The 20881-nt window shown below is 56.7% G+C and carries 19 protein-coding genes; 13 read left to right on the forward strand and 6 right to left on the reverse strand.

The genetic code is table 11. The annotated features are described in order from the left end of the window. The first annotated feature begins 6 nt into the window (after positions 1-6). From rnc to acpS, 5 genes are read left to right on the forward strand one after another with little or no spacing between them, the layout of a single operon-like run. Positions 7-687 carry a ribonuclease III gene (gene rnc, locus ACMYSN_RS21245; RefSeq protein WP_123755539.1) on the forward strand — a complete coding sequence of 227 codons (681 nt, stop codon included), beginning with the start codon at positions 7-9 and terminating at the stop codon, positions 685-687. Next, complete coding sequence (era, locus tag ACMYSN_RS21250; RefSeq protein WP_462496075.1) at positions 684-1589, forward strand: GTPase Era; 906 nt, start codon at positions 684-686, stop codon at positions 1587-1589. Before rnc ends, era begins: the two co-directional genes overlap by 4 nt. A gap of 11 nt (positions 1590-1600) precedes the next feature. Beyond that, positions 1601-2341, forward strand: a complete 741-nt coding sequence (gene recO / locus ACMYSN_RS21255; RefSeq protein ID WP_462496076.1) for a DNA repair protein RecO — start codon at positions 1601-1603, stop codon at positions 2339-2341. A gap of 8 nt (positions 2342-2349) precedes the next feature. Continuing rightward, positions 2350-3081 carry a pyridoxine 5'-phosphate synthase gene (gene pdxJ / locus ACMYSN_RS21260; RefSeq protein ID WP_123755410.1) on the forward strand — a complete coding sequence of 244 codons (732 nt, stop codon included), beginning with the start codon at positions 2350-2352 and terminating at the stop codon, positions 3079-3081. Then, entirely contained in the window at positions 3081-3461 is a 381-nt protein-coding gene (gene acpS / locus ACMYSN_RS21265; RefSeq protein ID WP_123755409.1) for a holo-ACP synthase, read from the forward strand. The genes pdxJ and acpS overlap by 1 nt, the downstream gene beginning before the upstream one ends. Before the next feature lie 18 nt (positions 3462-3479). Here acpS and ACMYSN_RS21270 read toward each other — a convergent pair whose 3' ends face one another. After that, complete coding sequence (locus tag ACMYSN_RS21270) at positions 3480-3740, reverse strand: YfhL family 4Fe-4S dicluster ferredoxin (RefSeq protein ID WP_004866440.1); 261 nt, start codon at positions 3738-3740, stop codon at positions 3480-3482. Positions 3741-3796: 56 nt separating this feature from the next. Further along, positions 3797-4645 (reverse strand): MurR/RpiR family transcriptional regulator, encoded by an 849-nt coding sequence (locus tag ACMYSN_RS21275; protein WP_123755407.1) that lies wholly within the window; start codon positions 4643-4645, stop codon positions 3797-3799. A 220-nt stretch (positions 4646-4865) separates the two neighbouring features. On the opposite strand from ACMYSN_RS21275, the gene yfhb reads away from it, so the two are divergent. After that, a complete protein-coding gene (gene yfhb, locus ACMYSN_RS21280; RefSeq protein WP_462496077.1) occupies positions 4866-5501 on the forward strand; it encodes an HAD family hydrolase in 636 nt (211 codons plus the stop codon). A 58-nt stretch (positions 5502-5559) separates the two neighbouring features. Next, positions 5560-6066, forward strand: coding sequence for a tRNA-specific adenosine deaminase (tadA, locus tag ACMYSN_RS21285; protein ID WP_462496078.1), 507 nt, complete (start codon positions 5560-5562; stop codon positions 6064-6066). On the opposite strand, the gene mltF is transcribed toward tadA, so the two are convergent. Continuing rightward, on the reverse strand, positions 6067-7680 hold the full coding sequence (mltF, locus tag ACMYSN_RS21290) for a membrane-bound lytic murein transglycosylase MltF (protein ID WP_462496079.1): 1614 nt from the start codon (positions 7678-7680) through the stop codon (positions 6067-6069). A 174-nt stretch (positions 7681-7854) separates the two neighbouring features. Here mltF and purL point away from each other — a divergent pair, with 174 nt between their 5' ends. The 5 genes from purL to glnB all read left to right on the forward strand — a co-directional run bounded on the left by purL (position 7855) and on the right by glnB (position 16281). Next, positions 7855-11742 (forward strand): phosphoribosylformylglycinamidine synthase, encoded by a 3888-nt coding sequence (gene purL, locus ACMYSN_RS21295; RefSeq protein ID WP_462496080.1) that lies wholly within the window; start codon positions 7855-7857, stop codon positions 11740-11742. A gap of 652 nt (positions 11743-12394) precedes the next feature. Further along, positions 12395-13831: a sensor histidine kinase gene (locus tag ACMYSN_RS21300; RefSeq protein WP_462496081.1), complete on the forward strand. Its 1437-nt coding sequence runs from the start codon at positions 12395-12397 to the stop codon at positions 13829-13831. 17 nt (positions 13832-13848) lie between these two features. Next, a complete protein-coding gene (gene qseG / locus ACMYSN_RS21305) occupies positions 13849-14553 on the forward strand; it encodes a two-component system QseEF-associated lipoprotein QseG (protein WP_462498307.1) in 705 nt (234 codons plus the stop codon). Continuing rightward, positions 14540-15877 carry a two-component system response regulator GlrR gene (gene glrR, locus ACMYSN_RS21310; protein ID WP_123755400.1) on the forward strand — a complete coding sequence of 446 codons (1338 nt, stop codon included), beginning with the start codon at positions 14540-14542 and terminating at the stop codon, positions 15875-15877. Before qseG ends, glrR begins: the two co-directional genes overlap by 14 nt. Before the next feature lie 65 nt (positions 15878-15942). Continuing rightward, the gene (gene glnB / locus ACMYSN_RS21315; protein ID WP_002914032.1) at positions 15943-16281 is read left to right on the forward strand and encodes a nitrogen regulatory protein P-II; all 339 of its coding nucleotides are present in this window, start codon (positions 15943-15945) and stop codon (positions 16279-16281) included. Between the two features lie 67 nt (positions 16282-16348). Here glnB and hmpA read toward each other — a convergent pair whose 3' ends face one another. Next, positions 16349-17539 carry an NO-inducible flavohemoprotein gene (gene hmpA, locus ACMYSN_RS21320; protein ID WP_462496082.1) on the reverse strand — a complete coding sequence of 397 codons (1191 nt, stop codon included), beginning with the start codon at positions 17537-17539 and terminating at the stop codon, positions 16349-16351. Positions 17540-17862: 323 nt separating this feature from the next. Here hmpA and glyA point away from each other — a divergent pair, with 323 nt between their 5' ends. Next, a complete protein-coding gene (glyA, locus tag ACMYSN_RS21325; RefSeq protein ID WP_123755398.1) occupies positions 17863-19116 on the forward strand; it encodes a serine hydroxymethyltransferase in 1254 nt (417 codons plus the stop codon). A 68-nt stretch (positions 19117-19184) separates the two neighbouring features. Here the strand turns inward: glyA and ACMYSN_RS21330 are convergent, their stop codons facing one another. After that, on the reverse strand, positions 19185-19607 hold the full coding sequence (locus ACMYSN_RS21330) for a DoxX family protein (RefSeq protein ID WP_123755397.1): 423 nt from the start codon (positions 19605-19607) through the stop codon (positions 19185-19187). Between the two features lie 73 nt (positions 19608-19680). After that, a complete protein-coding gene (locus ACMYSN_RS21335) occupies positions 19681-20877 on the reverse strand; it encodes an ROK family transcriptional regulator (protein ID WP_462496083.1) in 1197 nt (398 codons plus the stop codon). Between the last annotated feature and the right edge of the window lie 4 nt (positions 20878-20881).

A 20881-nucleotide genomic window follows, 5' to 3' on the forward strand; every position in this document is an offset into this window, starting at 1 on the left:
TATCGCATGAACCCCATCGTAATTAATCGGCTTCAACGGAAGCTGGGCTACACTTTCCATCATCAGGAGCTGTTGCAACAGGCATTAACTCACCGCAGTGCCAGCAGCAAGCACAACGAGCGCCTGGAGTTTCTGGGTGACTCAATTCTGAGTTTTGTGATCGCGAATGCGCTCTATCACCGCTTCCCTCGGGTTGACGAAGGTGACATGAGCCGCATGCGCGCCACGCTGGTTCGAGGCAACACGCTGGCGGAAATCGCCCGTGAGTTTGAGTTAGGTGAGTGCCTGCGCCTTGGGCCGGGTGAGCTGAAAAGCGGCGGTTTTCGTCGCGAATCTATTCTGGCAGATACCGTTGAAGCACTGATCGGCGGGATTTTCCTCGATAGCGATATCCAGAACGTTGAGCGCCTGATTCTGAGCTGGTATCAAACTCGTCTGGACGAAATCAGCCCGGGCGATAAACAAAAAGATCCGAAGACTCGTTTGCAGGAATATTTGCAGGGTCGCCATCTGCCGCTGCCATCTTATCTGGTGGTACAGGTGCGTGGTGAAGCCCACGATCAGGAATTTACTATCCACTGCCAGGTCAGCGGCCTGAGTGAACCAGTGGTTGGCACAGGTTCCAGCCGTCGCAAGGCGGAGCAGGCTGCCGCCGAACAGGCGCTGAAAAAACTGGAGCTGGAATGAGCAACGAAAAAAGTTATTGCGGGTTTGTCGCTATTGTCGGCCGCCCGAACGTGGGTAAATCCACACTGCTGAACAATCTGCTTGGGCAGAAGATTTCGATCACCTCGCGCAAAGCGCAGACAACGCGTCACCGTATTGTCGGCATCCACACGGAAGGGCCGTATCAGGCAATCTATGTCGATACCCCGGGCCTGCATATGGAAGAAAAACGCGCTATCAACCGCCTGATGAACAAAGCGGCGAGTAGCTCGATTGGCGACGTTGAGCTGGTTATCTTCGTGGTTGAAGGTACCCGCTGGACCGCCGATGACGAAATGGTGCTGGGCAAACTGCGTGATGCCAGAGCGCCGGTGATCCTGGCGGTCAATAAAGTCGATAACGTGCAGGAAAAAGCGGATTTACTGCCGCACCTGCAGTTCCTGGCAAGCCAGATGAACTTCCTGGATATCGTCCCGATTTCTGCAGAAACGGGAATGAACGTCGATACCATCGCCGGGATCGTCCGTAAGCATCTGCCGGAAGCGATTCATCACTTCCCGGAAGATTATATTACTGACCGCTCACAGCGCTTTATGGCTTCTGAAATCATCCGTGAAAAACTGATGCGTTTCCTTGGCGCAGAACTGCCGTACTCTGTGACGGTAGAAATCGAACGTTTCCAGACCAACGAGCGTGGCGGTTATGATATTAACGGCCTGATCCTGGTTGAGCGTGAAGGGCAGAAGAAGATGGTGATTGGCAACAAAGGCTCCAAAATCAAAACCATCGGTATTGAAGCCCGTAAAGACATGCAGGATATGTTTGAAGCGCCGGTTCACCTTGAACTGTGGGTGAAAGTGAAATCCGGCTGGGCTGATGACGAACGCGCGCTGCGCAGTCTCGGTTACGGCGACGATCACTAAGCGCTATTTTGATGGAAGGCTGGCAGCGCGCTTTCGTCCTGCATAGTCGTCCCTGGAGCGAAACCAGCCTGATGCTGGACGTCTTCACGGAAGAGTCCGGCCGCGTGCGCCTTGTTGCTAAAGGCGCACGTTCCAAACGCTCCAGCCTCAAAGGTGCTCTCCAGCCTTTTACCCCCTTATTACTTCGCTTTGGTGGCCGCGGCGACGTCAAAACGCTACGCAATGCCGAAGCAGTTTCACTGGCCCTGCCGCTCAGCGGTATCACGCTCTACAGCGGGCTGTATGTGAATGAACTCCTCTCCCGCGTGCTGGAACATGAAACGCGCTTTTCCGAACTCTTTTTCGATTACCTGCACTGTCTCCAGGCGCTGGCGGGCACAAGCGGCACGCCGGAGCCGGCATTACGCCGTTTTGAACTGGCGTTGTTGGGGCATCTGGGTTACGGCGTCGATTTTCTCCACTGCGCCGGCAGCGGCGACGCGGTCGATGACACCATGACCTACCGCTACCGTGAAGAAAAAGGCTTTATCGCCAGCGTGGTTATTGATAACAACACCTTTACCGGGCACCATTTAAAAGCGCTGGCGAACCGTGAGTTTCCGGACAGCGATGCGCTGCGGGCCGCTAAGCGCTTTACCCGTATCGCCCTGAAGCCGTATCTTGGCGGTAAGCCGCTGAAGAGTCGGGAGCTGTTTCGCCAGTTTATGCCCGCACGCGCGGCGCGAGCAGATAAAACGAATAACGATCAATGAGGATTGTCATGGCTGAATTACTGTTAGGGGTCAATATTGACCATATCGCGACACTGCGTAATGCGCGCGGCACTGCTTATCCGGACCCGGTACAGGCTGCGTTTATCGCTGAGCAGGCCGGGGCTGACGGCATTACCGTCCACCTGCGCGAAGACCGCCGCCACATTACCGACCGTGACGTGCGCGTGCTGCGCCAGACGCTGGACACCCGCATGAATCTCGAGATGGCGGTCACCGAAGAGATGCTGACCATCGCCTGCGACACCAAACCGCATTTCTGCTGCCTGGTGCCGGAAAAGCGTCAGGAAGTGACGACGGAAGGCGGCCTGGACGTGGCCGGTCAGCGCGAGAAAATGCGCGATGCTTGCAAACGTCTGGCCGATGCCGGGATTCTGGTCTCTCTGTTCATCGATGCCGATGAAGCGCAAATTCAGGCCGCAGCAGATGTCGGCGCTCCCTATATTGAAATTCACACCGGCTGCTACGCCGATGCCGAAAGCGACGCCCAGCAGGAAAAAGAGCTGCAGCGTATCGCGACCGCGGCGACCTTTGCGGCAAGCCTCGGTCTGAAGGTGAATGCCGGCCACGGTCTGACCTATCACAACGTCAAAGCGATTGCCCGCATTCCGGAAATGCACGAGCTGAACATCGGCCACGCGATCATCGGTCGGGCAGTGATGAGCGGCCTGAAAGAGGCCGTTGCCGAGATGAAACGCCTGATGCAGGAAGCTCGTGCGTAATGGCGATTCTGGGGCTGGGAACCGATATTGTTGAAATTGCGCGGATAGAAGCGGTGATTGCCCGTAGCGGCGATCGCCTTGCCCGGCGCGTGCTCAGCGACAACGAGTGGCTGATTTGGCAGCAGCACCAGCAGCCGGTCCGTTTTCTGGCGAAGCGCTTTGCGGTTAAAGAGGCGGCGGCGAAAGCCCTGGGAACCGGGATCCGCAACGGTCTGGCGTTTAATCAGTTCGAGGTGTACAACGACGAGCTAGGTAAACCCAGCCTGCGTCTATGGGGTGAAGCGCAAAATCTGGCACAGCGTATGGGGGTCAGGAGCATTCACGTGACCCTGGCGGATGAGCGCCATTACGCTTGTGCTACGGTCATCGTGGAGAGTTAACGCCTGCGGGGAGCAGCGTCAGATTTTGTCCGCATGATGCATCAGGACAAACTTATCCCACAGCTGCTCTTCATTTTCGACGTGTGCCGGGTCTTTCAGAATCGTATTGGGGATCGGGCACACTTTCTGACAGGTGGGCGTCTCATAGTGGCCCACGCACTCCGTGCAGCGGTCGCTGTTAATTTCATAGATGCTGTCACCCATCGAAATCGCCTCATTCGGGCATTCCGGTTCGCACATATCGCAATTGATGCATTTTTTGGTGATTAACAGCGCCATCAGGAAATTCTCAGAAACATCACAAACAGGGCGGGCATTATACGCCCATTTTCTGCTCACACCAGTTTTTTCACCAGCGCCTCGCTGTGGCGGATCCTGTCCGGCGCATGTTCAAGATCCTGCTGAACCAGTGCCATAAACAGCAGATCGGTGAGCATCATTTGCGCGCTGGTGGAGGAGATCGCGGCGCTGCGCGTCGCCTGCTCCTCGGCGATGGTGTACAGACACTGCGTCGCCTGCTGCTGCAGCGCATTCGGCGTAAACCCGGTGATCGCCAGGATCCGACAGCCAACCCGCAGCGCTTCCCCGGCGGCCATGTTGATCTCGCGGCGTTCGCCAGAATAGGAGATCGCCACTAGCAGATCGTCGGATGACATCGCCTGCACGGTCGCGAGCAGGGCGTGCATATCCTGTTCGGAAACGGCGTTAATGCCGATTTTCATCAGCTTCCAGCCGAAATTACGCGCCACCAGCCCGGACGCGCCGATCCCGGTGATCACTACCCGACGGGCGTGGCGTAACAGTGCAACAGCTTCCAGCAGCTTCTCTTCGGTGTTGACATCCAGCGAAGCGTGCATCGCGGCCACGTTATCGTTGATCAGCTTCTCGCCCACCAGGCGCAGCGGATCGTCACCGCGAATTTGGTTATGCACCGGAACCGATTGTGGATCGGGCGCGCTGGCCAGCGCTTCACTTAAGGCCAGCTTCAGTGCCGGGAAACCTTTAAACCCCATCTTCTGCGCGAATTTCACGACGCTGGACTGGCTGACGCCGGCCTCACCAGCCAGCTGCTGCGAACTGAGGTGGCGGGTCTGGTCAGGCTGAGCCAGAATAAAGTCTGCCAGCTTTTTGTCGCTTGCCGCCAGCGAGGGATAGCGCTGGCGAATGCGGATTAAACAGTTCATCGGTTTTCCTCAGGACAACCTTCGCCCTCTGCTGAAAGAATTTTGTATTCGATTATAAGAGGAATACAGCGAATTAAAAATTCTACCGGTGAGATTTATTGATTGCAGAAAAATAGCCTTAACCCAGGGTTAACGTCCGTAGATGTTTTCTCTGTTCACGACATAAGGCTGTTAAGCTAACGGCATCAGCTACGATATTTGCTAAAGAAAGAGGTCGGTTTTGAATAGCAGCACGCGGCGAGTGGTTTTTTTTGATCTCGATGGAACGTTACATCAACAGGATATGTTCGGCAGTTTTCTGCGCTACGTCTTGCGTCACCAGCCGTTGAATGTCCCGCTGGTGGTCCTCATGTCGCCGGCAATCCTGCTGGGGTTAGCCGTCAACGGTCGGGCGGCGCGCTGGCCAATGAGCCTGCTGCTGTGGGCTGCCACCTTCGGGCGCAGCGAGCGCGCCCTGAAGCGACTAGAGGCCGGTTTTGTCCGCTGGTTTCGCCAGCGGGTGACCGCGTTCCCGGTGGTGCAGGCCCGGCTGACGGACTATCTCGACCATCACGATGCCGAGGTCTGGTTGATTACCGGCTCGCCCCAGTCGCTGGTTGAGCAGGTCTATTTTGATACCCCCTGGCTGGCGAGAGTGAATGTTATCGCCAGCCGGATGGAGCGCCGTTGCGGCGGCTGGGGGCTGACCCTACGCTGCCTGGGACATGAAAAAGTCGCCCAACTGGAGCAGAAAATCGGTGCGCCGTTGCAGCTGTACAGCGGCTACAGCGACAGCGAGCAGGACAACCCGTTGCTCTGTTTTTGCCAGCACCGCTGGCGCGTTACGCCGCAGGGCGATCTTCACCAGTTAGAATAGTGTGTAATGCCGGTTGCCATGTATAATGCGCCCCGCTTTTTCCGCAGGAGTGCCCGCTTTGTCTGACCATGAACTAAACGATGAATACTGGATGCGTCACGCATTAACGCTGGCGAAACGTGCCTGGGAAGAGGGCGAAGTGCCGGTAGGGGCCGTGCTGGTGCACAATAATCAGGTTATCGGTGAAGGCTGGAACCGTCCTATCGGGCGCCACGATCCGACGGCGCATGCTGAAATTATGGCCTTGCGCCAGGGCGGAATGGTCCTGCAAAACTACCGGCTGATTGACGCCACGCTGTATGTCACGCTCGAACCGTGCGTGATGTGTGCCGGTGCGATGGTGCATAGCCGGATTTCGCGGCTGGTATTTGGTGCCCGGGATGCAAAAACCGGCGCGGCCGGATCGCTTATCGACGTCTTACATCATCCGGGAATGAATCATCGGGTCGAGGTCAGCGAAGGGATCCTGGCGGAATCGTGCTCGGGAATGCTCAGTGACTTTTTCCGCTGGCGTCGCGAAGAGAAAAAAGCGCTGAAAAAGGCGCGCTCTGGCGAAGACGCGTAGTTAGTGCCCCAGGCCGGGGATTTTAAGCCTGACGTTGTCGACTAAAGACTCGGCGTGATACTGGAAAAAAGGAATCGTGCGTGGCGCTTGCTCAAGTTCGTCCGGCATCACCGCCGGATAGTCTCCGGCCATCGCCAGCCTCTGCGCTTCCTTTCTCTCTTTCTCGGATAAGTAGCCCACCAGGCTGATGTGATATTTACGGATGTTTTCGACATACGCGTACGCCTCGTGGCCGCGTGCGTAGCCGTATTTCAGCTTGCTGTAATAGGGTTTCTGGCTAAGCAACGGTAAGCGTTGCTTCACGTCCGCCCAGCTGTCGGGATTGCCTTTCTGCTTTTTGGTCAACGAAATCGCATCCAGCATATGGGCGTAACCCATGTTGTACGCCGCGAGGGCAAACCAGATCCGCTCATCTTTCGGGACGGAATCCGGTATCTTGCCCATCATATCCTGCAGGTAACGCATGCCGCCGCTGAGGCTTTGCTCTGCATCCGTTCGGTCGGTCAACCCCAGGCTCTGTGCGGTGTTTTTGGTCAACATCATCATCCCGCGAACTCCGGTCGGCGAGGTGGCCTGCGGATCCCAGTGTGATTCCTGCCACGCAATGGACGCCAGCAGACGCCAGTCGATCTGACGGGCATACTTTTCAAACATCGGCTGCAGACCGGGCAGGGCATTTTCGACAGCGCGCAGGAAGGTACGGGTATCGACATAATCGAAATCGTTGCCGTGCCCAAGATACTTCTCTTCCAGCCGCGCCAGAGTGCCGTCTTCATTCATGGTGTCGAAGAAATCAAGCATCGCTGCGGACAGCGAGTTGTCCTCGCTCTTGAGGCTAAACCAGGTGACCGGCTGCTCGTCGCTGATATCCAGCGCAACGGCTAGCTCCGGATGAACGCGCTGGAACAGGCTGACCGCCACCGAATCCGCAATGGTGTAATCGAGATCGCCATCAATCACCGCCTGCATCAGCGCGGTGGTGCCACGCTTTTCATCCACACGCCAGCCGAGGTCCGGGTATTTATGATCTTTCAGCGCCTGCAGATCGTTAATCGCAACATGACCTGGGGCGAGGGCCAGCTGCTCTGCCGTGAGGCTGGCAAGGTTACGCGGCCGCAAGCTGCCGACCCGATAAACCAGCTGCTGGGATACGGAGTAGTAGCTCGGTCCGGGCTGGTAGTTTTTGACCCGCTCCGAGTTGTAAACCAGCCCGGCAGCTAACATATCGGCTTTGCCGGTGTCCAGGTCGTCGAACAACTGGCTGATATTCTGGCGGACGGTCACTTTCAGCGGCACCCCGAGGTAGTCGGCGAACTGTTTTGCCAGCTCGTAATCCAGCCCATAGGTTTTGTCATTGATCGTGGCGAAGGTCAGCGGTGAATTGATGGTGCTGATACGCAGCTCGCCGCGGGCGATAATCCCGGCCACGCGGTTCTCTGGCTTGCCGGACCACGGGATCGACGGCCACAGGGCGGCCGCCAGCAGTAAGGTCACAATGCCGATGAGCAGATAATTAATCTTCAGTTTTTTCAGATAGTTAATCTTCTGCAGCTCTGAGTTCCTCAGCAGGCTATTAGCGGAAAAGTGAAAAGACAGACGTCGAATGAGCGGCATTTTGCTTAAGAATGCGCCAGTTGGCAACTTATTCGCGACTGCGGTCACATTAATTGATAAACCAGGGGAATCATTTTATTTCCACGCAAACGGTTTCGTCGCGGCTCAGGATTCACTATAATGGCGCCCGTTTCCCCCCTGGCTCATATTGAAAGCTGCGAAGACGAGAGACTTATGATGGAAATTTTGCGTGGTTCACCTGCACTGTCGGCATTTCGAATTAATAAACTGCTGGCACGTTTCCAGGCGGCGAACCTGCCGGTTAGCACTATATATGCAGAGTATGTTCATTTTGCCGATCTGAGCGCGCCGTTAAGCGGCGACGAACGAGAGAGTCTGGCGCGACTGCTCAAGTATGGTCCTGATTTAAAAAGCCATACCCCAACCGGTAAATTACTGCTCGTCACTCCCCGCCCTGGCACCATCTCCCCCTGGTCTTCTAAAGCTACCGATATCGCCCATAACTGCGGTCTGTCGCAGGTTGTGCGCCTTGAGCGCGGCGTGGCGTACTATGTAGAAGCCAGCACTCTGAGCGAAGCGCAGTGGGCCACCGTCGCGAGCGAACTTCACGACCGGATGATGGAAAGCGTCTTTGATGCGCTGGAAGCGGGTGAGCAGCTGTTCGCTCAGCATCAGCCGACGCCGGTTACCAGCGTCGATATGCTGGGTCAGGGTCGTCAGGCGCTGATTGACGCTAACCTCCGTCTGGGGCTGGCGCTGGCGGAAGACGAAATTGACTACCTGTTCGATGCCTTTACCACGCTTGGGCGTAACCCCAACGACATCGAGCTGTATATGTTTGCCCAGGCGAACTCCGAGCACTGTCGTCACAAGATTTTTAACGCCGACTGGGTCATCGATGGCGAACAGCAGCCGAAGTCGCTGTTTAAGATGATCAAAAACACCTTCGAAAAGACGCCGGATTACGTTCTGTCCGCCTATAAAGATAACGCGGCAGTCATGGAAGGTTCTCAGGTAGGGCGCTTCTTCGCCGATCGCGAAAAGGGCCGCTATGACTACCATCAGGAAGACGCACATATCCTGATGAAGGTCGAAACGCACAACCACCCAACGGCCATCTCTCCGTGGCCGGGCGCGGCGACCGGCTCCGGCGGTGAAATCCGTGATGAAGGGGCGACCGGGCGTGGGGCGAAGCCGAAAGCGGGCCTGGTGGGCTTCTCGGTATCTAACCTGCGTATTCCTGGTTTTGAACAGCCGTGGGAAGAAGACTTCGGTAAGCCGGAGCGCATTGTTACCGCGCTGGATATCATGACCGATGGCCCGTTGGGCGGCGCAGCGTTTAACAACGAATTTGGTCGTCCGGCGCTGAACGGTTATTTCCGTACCTATGAAGAAAAAGTGACCAGCCACAACGGCGAAGAGCTGCGTGGGTATCATAAGCCGATCATGCTGGCAGGCGGGATCGGTAACATCCGCGGCGAACACGTGCAGAAAGGCGAGATCACCGTGGGTGCGAAACTGATCGTTCTGGGCGGCCCGGCGATGAATATCGGCCTGGGCGGCGGAGCGGCCTCTTCAATGGCTTCCGGTCAGTCCGATGCCGACCTCGACTTTGCCTCGGTACAGCGCGATAACCCGGAAATGGAACGCCGTTGCCAGGAAGTGATCGACCGTTGCTGGCAGCTGGGCGACGACAACCCAATTCTGTTTATCCACGACGTCGGTGCGGGCGGCCTGTCTAACGCCATGCCGGAGCTGGTGAGCGACGGCGGACGCGGTGGTAAATTCCAGCTGCGCGATATCCTCAGCGATGAGCCGGGCATGAGCCCGCTGGAAATCTGGTGTAACGAATCTCAGGAACGCTATGTTCTGGCGGTTGCGCCAGAGCAGCTGCCGCTGTTTGATGAGCTGTGCCGCCGCGAGCGCGCACCTTATGCGGTGATCGGCGAGGCCACCGAAGCGCTGCACCTCAACATGAGCGATTCCCACTTCAACGACCAGCCGATCGACCTGCCGCTGGACGTGCTGCTGGGTAAAACGCCGAAAATGACCCGCGACGTGCAGACCCTGAAAGTCAAAGGTGAAGCGCTGGATCGCCAGCCTATTACCGTGGCTGATGCCGTCAATCGCGTCCTGCATTTACCTGCGGTGGCGGAAAAAACCTTCCTCGTGACCATCGGCGACCGTAGCGTCACCGGCATGGTTGCACGGGATCAAATGGTCGGGCCGTGGCAGATCCCAGTGGCGAACTGCGCGGTAACCACCGCCAGCCTCGATAGCTACTACGGTGAAGCGATGGCTATCGGTGAACGTGCGCCGGTTGCTCTGCTCGACTTTGCCGCTTCTGCCCGCCTGGCGGTGGGTGAAGCGCTGACCAACGTTGCGGCGACGCAAATTGGTGCGTTGAATCGCGTGAAACTCTCCGCTAACTGGATGGCCGCAGCCGGTCACCCGGGTGAAGATGCCGGCCTGTATGAAGCGGTGAAAGCGGTGGGTGAAGAGCTGTGTCCGGCTCTGGGCCTGACGATTCCGGTGGGTAAAGACTCGATGTCGATGAAAACCCGCTGGCAGGAAGGCAGCGAGCAGCGCGAGATGACCTCACCGCTGTCGCTGGTGATTTCCGCGTTTGCCCGTGTGGAAGATGTCCGTCATACCGTGACGCCGCAGCTCTCCACAGAAGATAACGCCCTGCTGCTGATTGATTTAGGCAAAGGCCATAACGCGCTCGGCGCCACCGCCCTGGCGCAGGTCTATCGTCAGCTGGGTGATGTGCCGGCCGACGTTCGCGATGTTGCCCAACTGAAGGGCTTCTGGGATGCGATGCAGGCGCTGGTAGCGGAACGTAAGCTGCTGGCGTACCACGACCGATCTGACGGTGGTCTGCTGGTGACCCTGGCCGAGATGGCCTTTACTGGTCACTGTGGCCTGACGGCCGATATCGCCGCGCTGGGCGACGATCGTCTGGCGGCGCTGTTTAACGAAGAGCTGGGCGCGGTGATTCAGGTTCGCGCGGCGGATCGCGAGTCGGTGGAAGCTCTGCTGGCCTCTCATGGTCTGGCTGATTGCGTCCATTACCTGGGCCAGGCGACGGCGGGTGACCGTTTTGTTATCACTGCGGATGACCAGCCGGTGTTCAGCGAAAGCCGCACCACGCTGCGTATGTGGTGGGCAGAAACTACCTGGCAGATGCAGCGTCTGCGCGATAACCCTGAGTGTGCCGATAGCGAACACGAAGCGAAAAGCCGCGATAACGATCCGGGCCTCAACGTTAAGCTCTCCTTCGATATCAGCGAAGATATTGCCGCACCGTATATCGCAACCGGCGCGCGTCCAAAAGTGGCCGTGCTGCGCGAGCAGGGCGTCAACTCGCATGTTGAAATGGCGGCTGCCTTCCATCGCGCGGGCTTTGATGCCATCGATGTGCACATGAGCGACCTGCTGGCCGGCCGTACCGGGCTGGCAGATTTCCAGGCGCTGGTGGCCTGCGGCGGCTTCTCTTACGGTGATGTGTTAGGCGCGGGTGAAGGCTGGGCGAAGTCGATCCTGTTCAACGAACGCGTGCGCGATGAGTTTGCCACCTTCTTCCATCGTCCGCAGACCCTGGCGTTGGGCGTGTGTAACGGTTGCCAGATGATGTCTAACCTGCGCGAGCTGATCCCGGGAAGCGAGCTGTGGCCACGCTTCGTGCGCAACTACTCCGACCGTTTTGAAGCGCGCTTCAGCCTGGTCGAAGTGACGCAAAGCCCGTCTCTGCTGCTGCAGGGGATGGTGGGCTCCATGATGCCGATTGCCGTTTCCCACGGTGAAGGGCAGGTGGAAGTGCGTGACGGTGCGCATCTGGCACAGCTGGAGAGCAAAGGCCTGGTGGCGCTGCGCTTTGTCGATAACTTCGGTAAGGTGACGGAAAGCTACCCGGCGAACCCGAACGGTTCAGCCAACGGTATCACCGCGGTAACCAGCGAAAGTGGCCGCGCGACGATTATGATGCCGCACCCTGAGCGCGTATTCCGTACCGTTGCCAACTCCTGGCACCCGGAAAACTGGGGCGAAGACAGCCCGTGGATGCGCATCTTCCGCAACGCGCGTAAACAGCTGGGCTAACCGCAGACACGCATTAAGCCCCCGGTATCGACCGGGGGCTTTTTTATTTGTGATAGCGGCCGCTTTCAGGTGTCGGGGATCGCCGACAAACGCCTGAAAGTGGTGTCGCCAATTGGCGACATTTAAGTTATTGATTTTAAAAAATATTATTAAATTAGCTATGAAGTGTTGCTAAATAGCGACACTGTGAGTAAAAAGTGACTGCGTTAGTCAGCGGCTAAAAGTATTAAAAATACATTATATTTCATTGTGTTAATAAATTATTTTGCAATGTGGCACAGTTACTGCATAATAATAACCAGTGGCTCATTCACCTTCTTATGTCAGCCCCTTCGGGACGCGCTACATAAACTTCGAATGACGCACAACAAGGTGCCTGCCGTCCAACTATTGATAATAGCCTAGCTTTATCAGCCATCGGGCGAAACGTCGAGTTAGGCACCGCCTTATTCCTTAACAAAGCCAGGCATCTGCCTGGCTTTGTTATATCTGCGGTACTTCACCTGGCAAGGTCATCCATCGCCTCCCTACAACTTGAACGCATTAGGGTATATATTGTGACCTTCCTGACGACAGCACGGTTGCCAGTACCTGTCATGCTGTGATGTCTTCACCCGGCATCGTTATGAGCTAATCATTGAGACCCCTGGCCTTGAAGCGTATCTCTCTTTTCCCTCGTTCCCTGCGTCAACTGGTCACGCTCTCCTTTGTGCTGATTCTGCTGCCGCTGCTGGTGTTAGCCTGGCAGGCCTGGCAGAGCCTGAATGCGCTGAGCGCCCAGGCGGCGCACATCAACCGTACGACGCTGATCGATGCCCGACGCAGTGAAGCGATGGTCAACGCCTCGCTGGAAATGGAGCGTAGCTACCGGCAGTACTGCGTGCTGGACGACCCCACGCTGGCGAAGGTGTATCAGAACCAGCGCAAACGCTACAGCGAAATGCTGGATGCCCATGCTGGCGTGCTGCCGGATGAAAAAATCTGGCAGGCGCTGAGCCAGGCGTTAAGCGATCTGGCCCAGCTTAAGTGCAGCAACAGCAGCCCGGATACCAAATCCGGGGCCAGCCTGGAAACCTTTGCCGCGGCGAACAGCGAAATGGTGCAGGCCACCCGGACGGTGGTGTACTCGCGTGGACAACAGTTGCAGCAGGAGATTGCTGAACGCGGGCAGTTCTTTGGCTGGCAGGCGCTGGTGCTGTTTTTGCTGAGCCTGGCGTTGGTCCTGCTGTTCACCCGCATGATTATCGGTCCCGTAAAGGGGATCGAGAGGATGATTAACCGGCTGGGGGAAGGGAAGTCGCTGGACAACGCGGCGCTGTTTACCGGACCGCGCGAGCTACGTTCTGTCGGGGAGCGCATTATCTGGCTGAGCGAACGCCTGGCGTGGCTGGAATCGCAGCGCCATCAGTTTTTGCGCCATCTCTCCCACGAGCTGAAAACTCCGCTCGCCAGCATGCGCGAGGGGACCGAGCTGTTGGCAGACCGCGTGGCCGGACCGCTGACCGCTGAGCAGCAGGAGATTGTCGAAATTCTGGATAGCAGCAGCCGCAATCTGCAAAAGCTGATTGAGCAACTGCTTGATTACAACCGCAAACAGGCGGATGGCCCGGTCCCGCGTGAGCGCGTGAATCTGGCTGAGCTGGTTGAAAACGTTGTGGCAGCCCACAGTTTGCCCGCCCGGGCTAAAATGATGCATACCGAGATTCAGCTAGAGGAACGGACCTGTCTGGCGGACCCGGCATTATTCATCAGCGTGCTGGATAATCTCTATTCCAATGCGGTGCACTATGGGGCTGAATCCGGTAACATTCGTCTCCATAGTTACCGGCATGGCGAGCAGGTTCGTATTGACGTGATCAACAGCGGCGAACCGATTCCACCTGCGGAAAAAAACATGATTTTCGAGCCGTTTTATCAGGGAAGTCATCAGCGTAAAGGGGCGGTGAAGGGAAGCGGTCTGGGGCTGAGTATTGCCCGGGACTGCGTCCGACAAATGCAGGGAGAACTGAGCCTGGAAGAGGATGAACCCGGGTATATCTGTTTTCGCATCACGCTGCCCGTCGCTGAGTCGGGAAAAACCAACACATGAATCAACAACGGGTGAATATGTCCCACTTTTTCGTAGTGGTTCGTGCTGTCAAAGGACGCTTGCTGTGCGGCATCGCATGTCTGGCGCTGACGGGATGTTCCGCTTCTTTTTCGCCGCACACGGCACATGACAAAGCACAACCTGAACTGCCACAGCATCAGGTTGCGGATTTTCTCGCAGTCGATTGTGCCGACATCTGGTCGCTGAAGAGCGATGCCAGCGATAAAAACCCGCTGTACTGGCTACGCGGGATTGATTGTGCCGACCGTCTGGCGCCGGTGCAGGCGCGGGCTGAAGCCCGGCTTCACGGCGATAATAACTGGCAGGACGCGTTTAAGCGCGGGATCCTGCTGGCGGATGCCAAAATCACGCCCAACGAGCGGCGCGACGTGGTGTCTCGCCTGAATACCTACAGCGCGCACATTGCGGTGCAGGTGCGTCCTCTTTATCAGCTGTGGCTCGATGGTCAGAACCGCCAGCTTCAGCTGGTAGAAGAGCGTGCGCGCTATGCGAAGCTGCAACAGTCCAGCGATGCCGAACTAGGGGCGCTGCGCCTCCAGGAAGAGCAACTGCGCAGCCAGCTGGAGCTGACAACACGCAAGCTGGAAAACCTGACCGATATCGAACGCCAGCTCTCCAGTCGCAAACCTGGCGGCAATTTTAATACCGATGGCAGTCACGGAAGCGATAAAGTTCCGGAGGTGATCCATGACGATCCGTAAACCCGCCCATTTGCTGCTGGTGGATGACGATCCAGGCCTGTTAAAGCTGCTGGGCATGCGCTTAACCAGCGAGGGATACAGCGTGGTCACCGCCGAAAGCGGCCCTGAGGCGCTGCGAATCCTGGCCCGCGACAAGGTCGAACTGGTGGTCAGCGACCTGCGCATGGATGAGATGGACGGCCTGCAGCTGTTCAGCGAGATCCAGAAAGTACAGCCGGGGCTGCCGGTTATCATCCTCACCGCCCACGGTTCGATTCCCGATGCGGTCGCCGCCACCCAGCAAGGGGTATTTGGTTTTCTGACCAAGCCGGTGGACAAAGATGCGCTGTATAAAGCCATCGATGATGCACTTGAGCAAAGCGCGCCGGTCACGGATGAGCGCTGGCGCCAGGCGATTGTTACCCGCAGCCCGCTGATGCAGCGTCTGCTGGAGCAGGCCGGGATGGTTGCTCAGTCGGACGTCAGCGTGCTGATTAACGGCCAGAGCGGTACCGGGAAAGAGATCGTCGCCCAGGCGATTCATAACGCCAGTCCGCGCCACGACAAGCCTTTTGTCGCCATCAACTGTGGGGCATTGCCGGAACAGCTGCTGGAGTCCGAGCTGTTTGGTCATGCGCGCGGAGCCTTTACCGGCGCGGTCAGCAACCGGGAAGGGCTGTTCCAGGCAGCGGAAGGCGGGACGCTGTTCCTCGATGAGATCGGCGATATGCCGGTGGCGCTCCAGGTCAAGCTGCTGCGGGTGTTGCAGGAGCGGAAAGTACGCCCGCTGGGCAGCAACCGCGATATCGATATCGATGTGCGAATTATTTCGGCGACCCACCGCGATCTGCCAAAAGCGATGGCGCGCGGCGAGTTTCGTGAAGACCTGTTTTACCGCCTGAACGTGGTGAATCTGAAGATACCGCCGCTGGCCGAGCGTGCTGAAGATATTCCGCTGCTGGCGAACCACCTGCTGCGTCAGTCTGCCGACCGGCATAAGCCGTTTGTCCGCGCCTTTTCCACCGATGCGATGAAGCGGCTGATGGCGGCCAAGTGGCCCGGTAACGTGCGCCAGCTGGTGAACGTGATTGAGCAGTGTGTCGCGCTGACTACCTCACCAGTGATCGGTGATGCGCTGGTGGAGCAGGCGCTGGAAGGGGAAAACACCGCGCTGCCGACCTTCGTTGAAGCGCGTAATCAGTTTGAGCTGAACTATCTGCGCAAGTTACTGCAAATTACTAAAGGTAACGTCACCCACGCCGCCAGAATGGCGGGGCGTAACCGCACTGAATTTTATAAGTTGCTGTCGCGCCATGAGCTCGACGCCAACGACTTTAAAGAGTAGCTCCGCAACATAACGCAAGCTATGATACGGTAAGCAACCGGTTACGCGACAAAGACAGGAACACCATGAAAAAGATTGATGCGATTATTAAACCTTTCAAACTGGATGACGTGCGTGAAGCGCTGGCCGAAGTCGGCATCACCGGGATGACAGTAACGGAAGTGAAGGGCTTTGGCCGTCAGAAAGGCCACACCGAGCTGTACCGCGGTGCAGAGTACATGGTGGATTTTTTGCCGAAAGTGAAAATTGAAATTGTGGTCACTGACGATATCGTCGATACCTGTGTGGATACCATTATCCGCACCGCCCAGACCGGTAAAATCGGTGATGGTAAAATCTTCGTCTTCGACGTGGCCCGCGTGATTCGTATTCGTACCGGTGAAGAAGACGACGCCGCGATTTAAATGTAAGACCGCATAGATCTGTAGCCCCGGTAGGCTCGCGCCACCGGGGCTACTTTGTTTTACCGGCTTACAGCACCTTGTGCGGGCCGAAACACTCGTAGTGAATGTTCTCGCCGCTCACGCCCAACGCCACCAGCTGCTTCGCGGCAAACTGCATAAACACCACCGGACCACAGAGATAATACTGCATCTGCGGATCGCGCAGCGCATCGGCCAGCTCGGACAATTCAATCAGACCTTCGCTATTAAAGCGCGCAGCCTGACGGTCGGCGGCGGTGGGCGTGCGATACCAGACGTGGGAACGAAACGCCGGCAGGGTAGCGCCCAGGGCGGCAACTTCATCGGCAAACGCGTGAACGTCGCCATTTTCCGCAGCGTGGAACCAGTTAACCTGGGCGGCATGCTGCGTTTTTGCCAGCGTTTCGAGCATCGCCAGCATCGGTGTCTGACCAACCCCGCCGGAGATCAGCGTTACCGGTGTTTGCGCGGTGACGTCGAGGAAGAAGTCACCTGCCGGTGCCGCCAGATGTACGATATCCCCTTCCTGCGCCGCAGCGTGAAGCCAGTTTGAAACCTGGCCACCGTTTTCACGTTTCACCGCGATGCGATAGCTTTTGCCATTTGGCTTGCGGGTCAGCGAGTACTGGCGAATTTCCTGATATTCAAACCCTTCCGGCTTCAGCCAGATAGCCAGGTACTGGCCCGGCTGGTAATCGGCGACCGGCTGACCGTCTACCGGCTCCAGGTCGAAGCTGGTAATCAGGGCACTGCGCGGGGCTTTGCGGGTAATGCGGAACGCTCGGGTGCCTTCCCAGCCGCCGGTTTTGCTGGCGTTCTGCTGGTAGATTTCCGCTTCACGGTTGATAAAGACGTTCGCCAGTACACCATAGGCTTTTCCCCATGCGTCAAGCACCTCCTGGCCCGGGCTGAACAGCTCATCGAGCGTCGCCAGCAGGTGAGCACCCACGATGTTGTACTGTTCCGGTTTGATCTGGAAGCTGGTGTGTTTCTGCGCGATTTTCTCGACTGCCGGCAGCAGGGCAGGCAGGTTCTCGATGTTGCTGGCGTAAGCCGCAATCGCATTAAACAGCGCTTCACGCTGATCGCCGTTACGCTGGTTGCTCATGTTGAAGATCTCTTTGAGCTCCGGGTTATGCGCGAACATGCGATCGTAAAAATGGGCGGTCAGCTTAGGGCCGGTTTCGACGAGCAAGGGGATCGTGGCTTTGACGGTAGCGATGGTTTGAGCGTCGAGCATAGCAGCTTCCTTAAGAGTTATTTAAATGATGTATTTTATATGCATCTTATAAAAATAACCCTGCAATGTAAATGGTTCTTTAACACTTTTCCCTGTAGTGGTAACAACATGAATTATTTGCATCACAAACCTGAAAAGAAATCCGTTGATAATCGTGGAGTCGTTGTTGCTCAAAGCCTTGTATCATGCGGAGCCAATCGTTTGCGTAAAATCCTTTGTCAAGACCTGTTATCACAGAACGATTCAGTTATACTGTGGGCCGTTGCCCGAAAAGGCCCCCCTTTTAGAGCTGTAATCTATTGTTAGCTGAGCAGGAGATGCGGATGTTAAAGCGTGAAATGAACATTGCCGATTATGATGCCGAACTGTGGCAGGCTATGGAGCAGGAAAAAGTACGTCAGGAAGAGCACATCGAACTGATCGCCTCCGAGAACTACACCAGCCCGCGCGTCATGCAGGCGCAGGGTTCTCAGCTGACCAACAAATATGCCGAAGGCTATCCGGGCAAGCGCTACTACGGCGGTTGCGAATACGTTGATATCGTTGAGCAACTGGCTATCGATCGTGCAAAAGAGCTGTTCGGCGCTGATTATGCCAACGTGCAGCCGCACTCTGGTTCTCAGGCTAACTTTGCGGTCTACACCGCGCTGCTGCAGCCGGGCGATACCGTTCTGGGTATGAACCTGGCACAAGGCGGTCACCTGACTCACGGCTCCCCGGTAAACTTCTCCGGCAAGCTGTACAACATCATTCCTTACGGTATCGATGAGTCCGGTAAAATTGACTACGAAGATATGGCTAAGCAGGCTCAGGAACACAAACCGAAGATGATCATCGGTGGTTTCTCTGCTTACTCCGGCATCGTTGACTGGGCAAAAATGCGTGAAATCGCTGACAGCATCGGCGCCTATCTGTTCGTTGATATGGCTCACGTTGCAGGCCTGATCGCGGCAGACGTGTACCCGAACCCGGTTCCGCATGCTCACGTTGTGACCACCACCACCCACAAAACCCTGGCGGGTCCGCGCGGCGGCCTGATCCTGGCGAAGGGCGGTAGCGAAGAACTGTACAAAAAACTGAACTCTGCCGTCTTCCCAAGCGCGCAGGGCGGCCCGCTGATGCACGTTATCGCGGGTAAAGCTGTCGCACTGAAAGAAGCGATGGAGCCTGAGTTCAAAGTCTACCAGCAGCAGGTTGCTAAGAACGCGAAAGCGATGGTTGAAGTGTTCCTGAACCGTGGCTACAAAGTGGTTTCCGGCGGTACTGAAAACCACCTGTTCCTGCTGGATCTGGTCGACAAAAACCTGACCGGTAAAGAAGCTGACGCTGCCCTGGGCCGCGCCAACATCACCGTCAACAAAAACAGTGTACCGAACGATCCGAAGAGCCCGTTTGTGACTTCCGGTATCCGTATTGGTTCTCCGGCCGTGACTCGCCGTGGCTTTAAAGAAGCGGAAGTCAAAGAGCTGGCTGGCTGGATGTGTGACGTGCTGGACAACATCAATGACGAAGCGGTCATTGAGCGCGTGAAGGGCAAAGTGCTGGACGTCTGTGCACGCTTCCCGGTTTACGCATAACGTTTAGTGACGCAAGCGTAAAGAAAAAGGCCGCAAATGCGGCCTTTTTTACGTCTGGCGATCGGTGCTTAACGACGGTCGAGGGAGAGCGACCCCGGCCCGGTGATGGCCAGCAGCAAGAAGGCTCCGGCGATACTGACGTTTTTGTAGAAGTTAATCATGTTAGGTAAAACCGCATCCCCGGTCATGTCCCAGTAATGGTGACCAATGACGGCGGTGCCGAGGGTGTAAAAAATAAAAATAACCGCCAGCGGACGGGTAAAGAAGCCGAGGATAATCAGGATGGCCGCCGGAACCTCCATCACGATGGCGATAATCGCCGACAGCGTCGGGAGCGGAGCGCCGGAGGACGCCATGTACTGTACCGTGCCGCTAAAGCCCATCAGTTTGGGATAGCCAAACAAAATAAACAACAACACCACCGCAATACGGGCGATCAACAGCAACACGGGGCGGGAAGCACCAAAATCAAAATAGCGTAGTGTGTTCATAATCAATCCGTTGTGAAGATGAGTCTTATAAACGTAATACACCGTTTGGCGATCTGCCACATGCCGCATGCGTTCAGCGCAAAGCCTGCAGTTGCTCCTCCACGTACAGATAACCGATACCGAGCAGCTGCTGCTGGCGGCTCAGTTGGCCAAAGCCAATCTGGGTGGCGTGCGTCCGGGGAGAATCACCATGGTCGAAGGGATTAAATCCGGTTTGTTTGACGATAGTGCTTAACCACGTCTCGCCAAAAGCGCAGCTGCGGCCATAGAGCCAGATTTGATTAATATTTAAAATATTCAGAAAGTTATAAAGACTTAAGCCAATGGCGTTGGCGGCGCTGTCGGCCCAGGCGCGAATATGCATATCGCCTGCTCTCCAGGCGTTCATTAGCGACTCGGTGGTGATGTTCTCCGGCGAGGGACCGGCGTCAGGCTGCGTTTTTAACCACGTCCGCGCCTGTTTCTTCAGCGCGCTGAGCGATGCCACCGTTTCCAGGCAGCCGTATCGGCCACAATCGCAGGCCATGCCGTCAGGATTAACGATCGTATGGCCGATTTGTCCGCTGCCGTAGAGGCTGCCGCGCCACACCTGATCGTTGATCACAAATGATGAACCGATACCGTAATCGACGTTAATCACGCAAAAATCCAGGGGATGCCCATCGTTCTGCCACTTTTCCGCCAGCGCCAGCATCACGCAGTCGTTGTCGACCATGACCCGAACCTTGAGCTTTTCTTCCAGCAGGTATTTTAATTCCACCGGCGTTTTCCAGCGCGCCTGGGGCATGGTTTGCGAAACCCCGGTCACCGGATCGACCTGCCCATGCACCCCCAGCGCGAGATTGATGCGCGACTGCGGATATTGACGATGGACTTCCTGCCAGCAGCCGGCAATGGCCGCAAGCAGAGCCTGAGGCGTGGGAGCATCGATATGCACGTGTTGGAGAGGGCCGGTGGCCAGCAAGCGCGCGTCGGCAAGCTGATATTCAATGCTGGTCGGCGTGATGTTCATGCATAGCGTCCAGGCACCGTGCTGCGGGATCTGAAAACTTCCGCTATTGACGCCCCGGTTGCTCATCTTTTCGCTGGAGTGGCTAATCAGTCCATCGCTAAGCAACTCGCCGAGAATATTGCTCACCGCCGGGATAGATAAACCGCTGAGCTGAGAAAGCTGCGATTTGCTGAGCTGCTTCGCCCGCCAGAGGTGGGAAAGAAAAACAGATTTATTGGCCTGCCTGACCCGGGCGTTATTGAAACCGGTCCGCTGCATACAC

It is taken from the genome of Klebsiella sp. R445 (genome assembly GCF_051131755.1).
Lineage (GTDB): Bacteria > Pseudomonadota > Gammaproteobacteria > Enterobacterales > Enterobacteriaceae > Klebsiella > Klebsiella lignicola.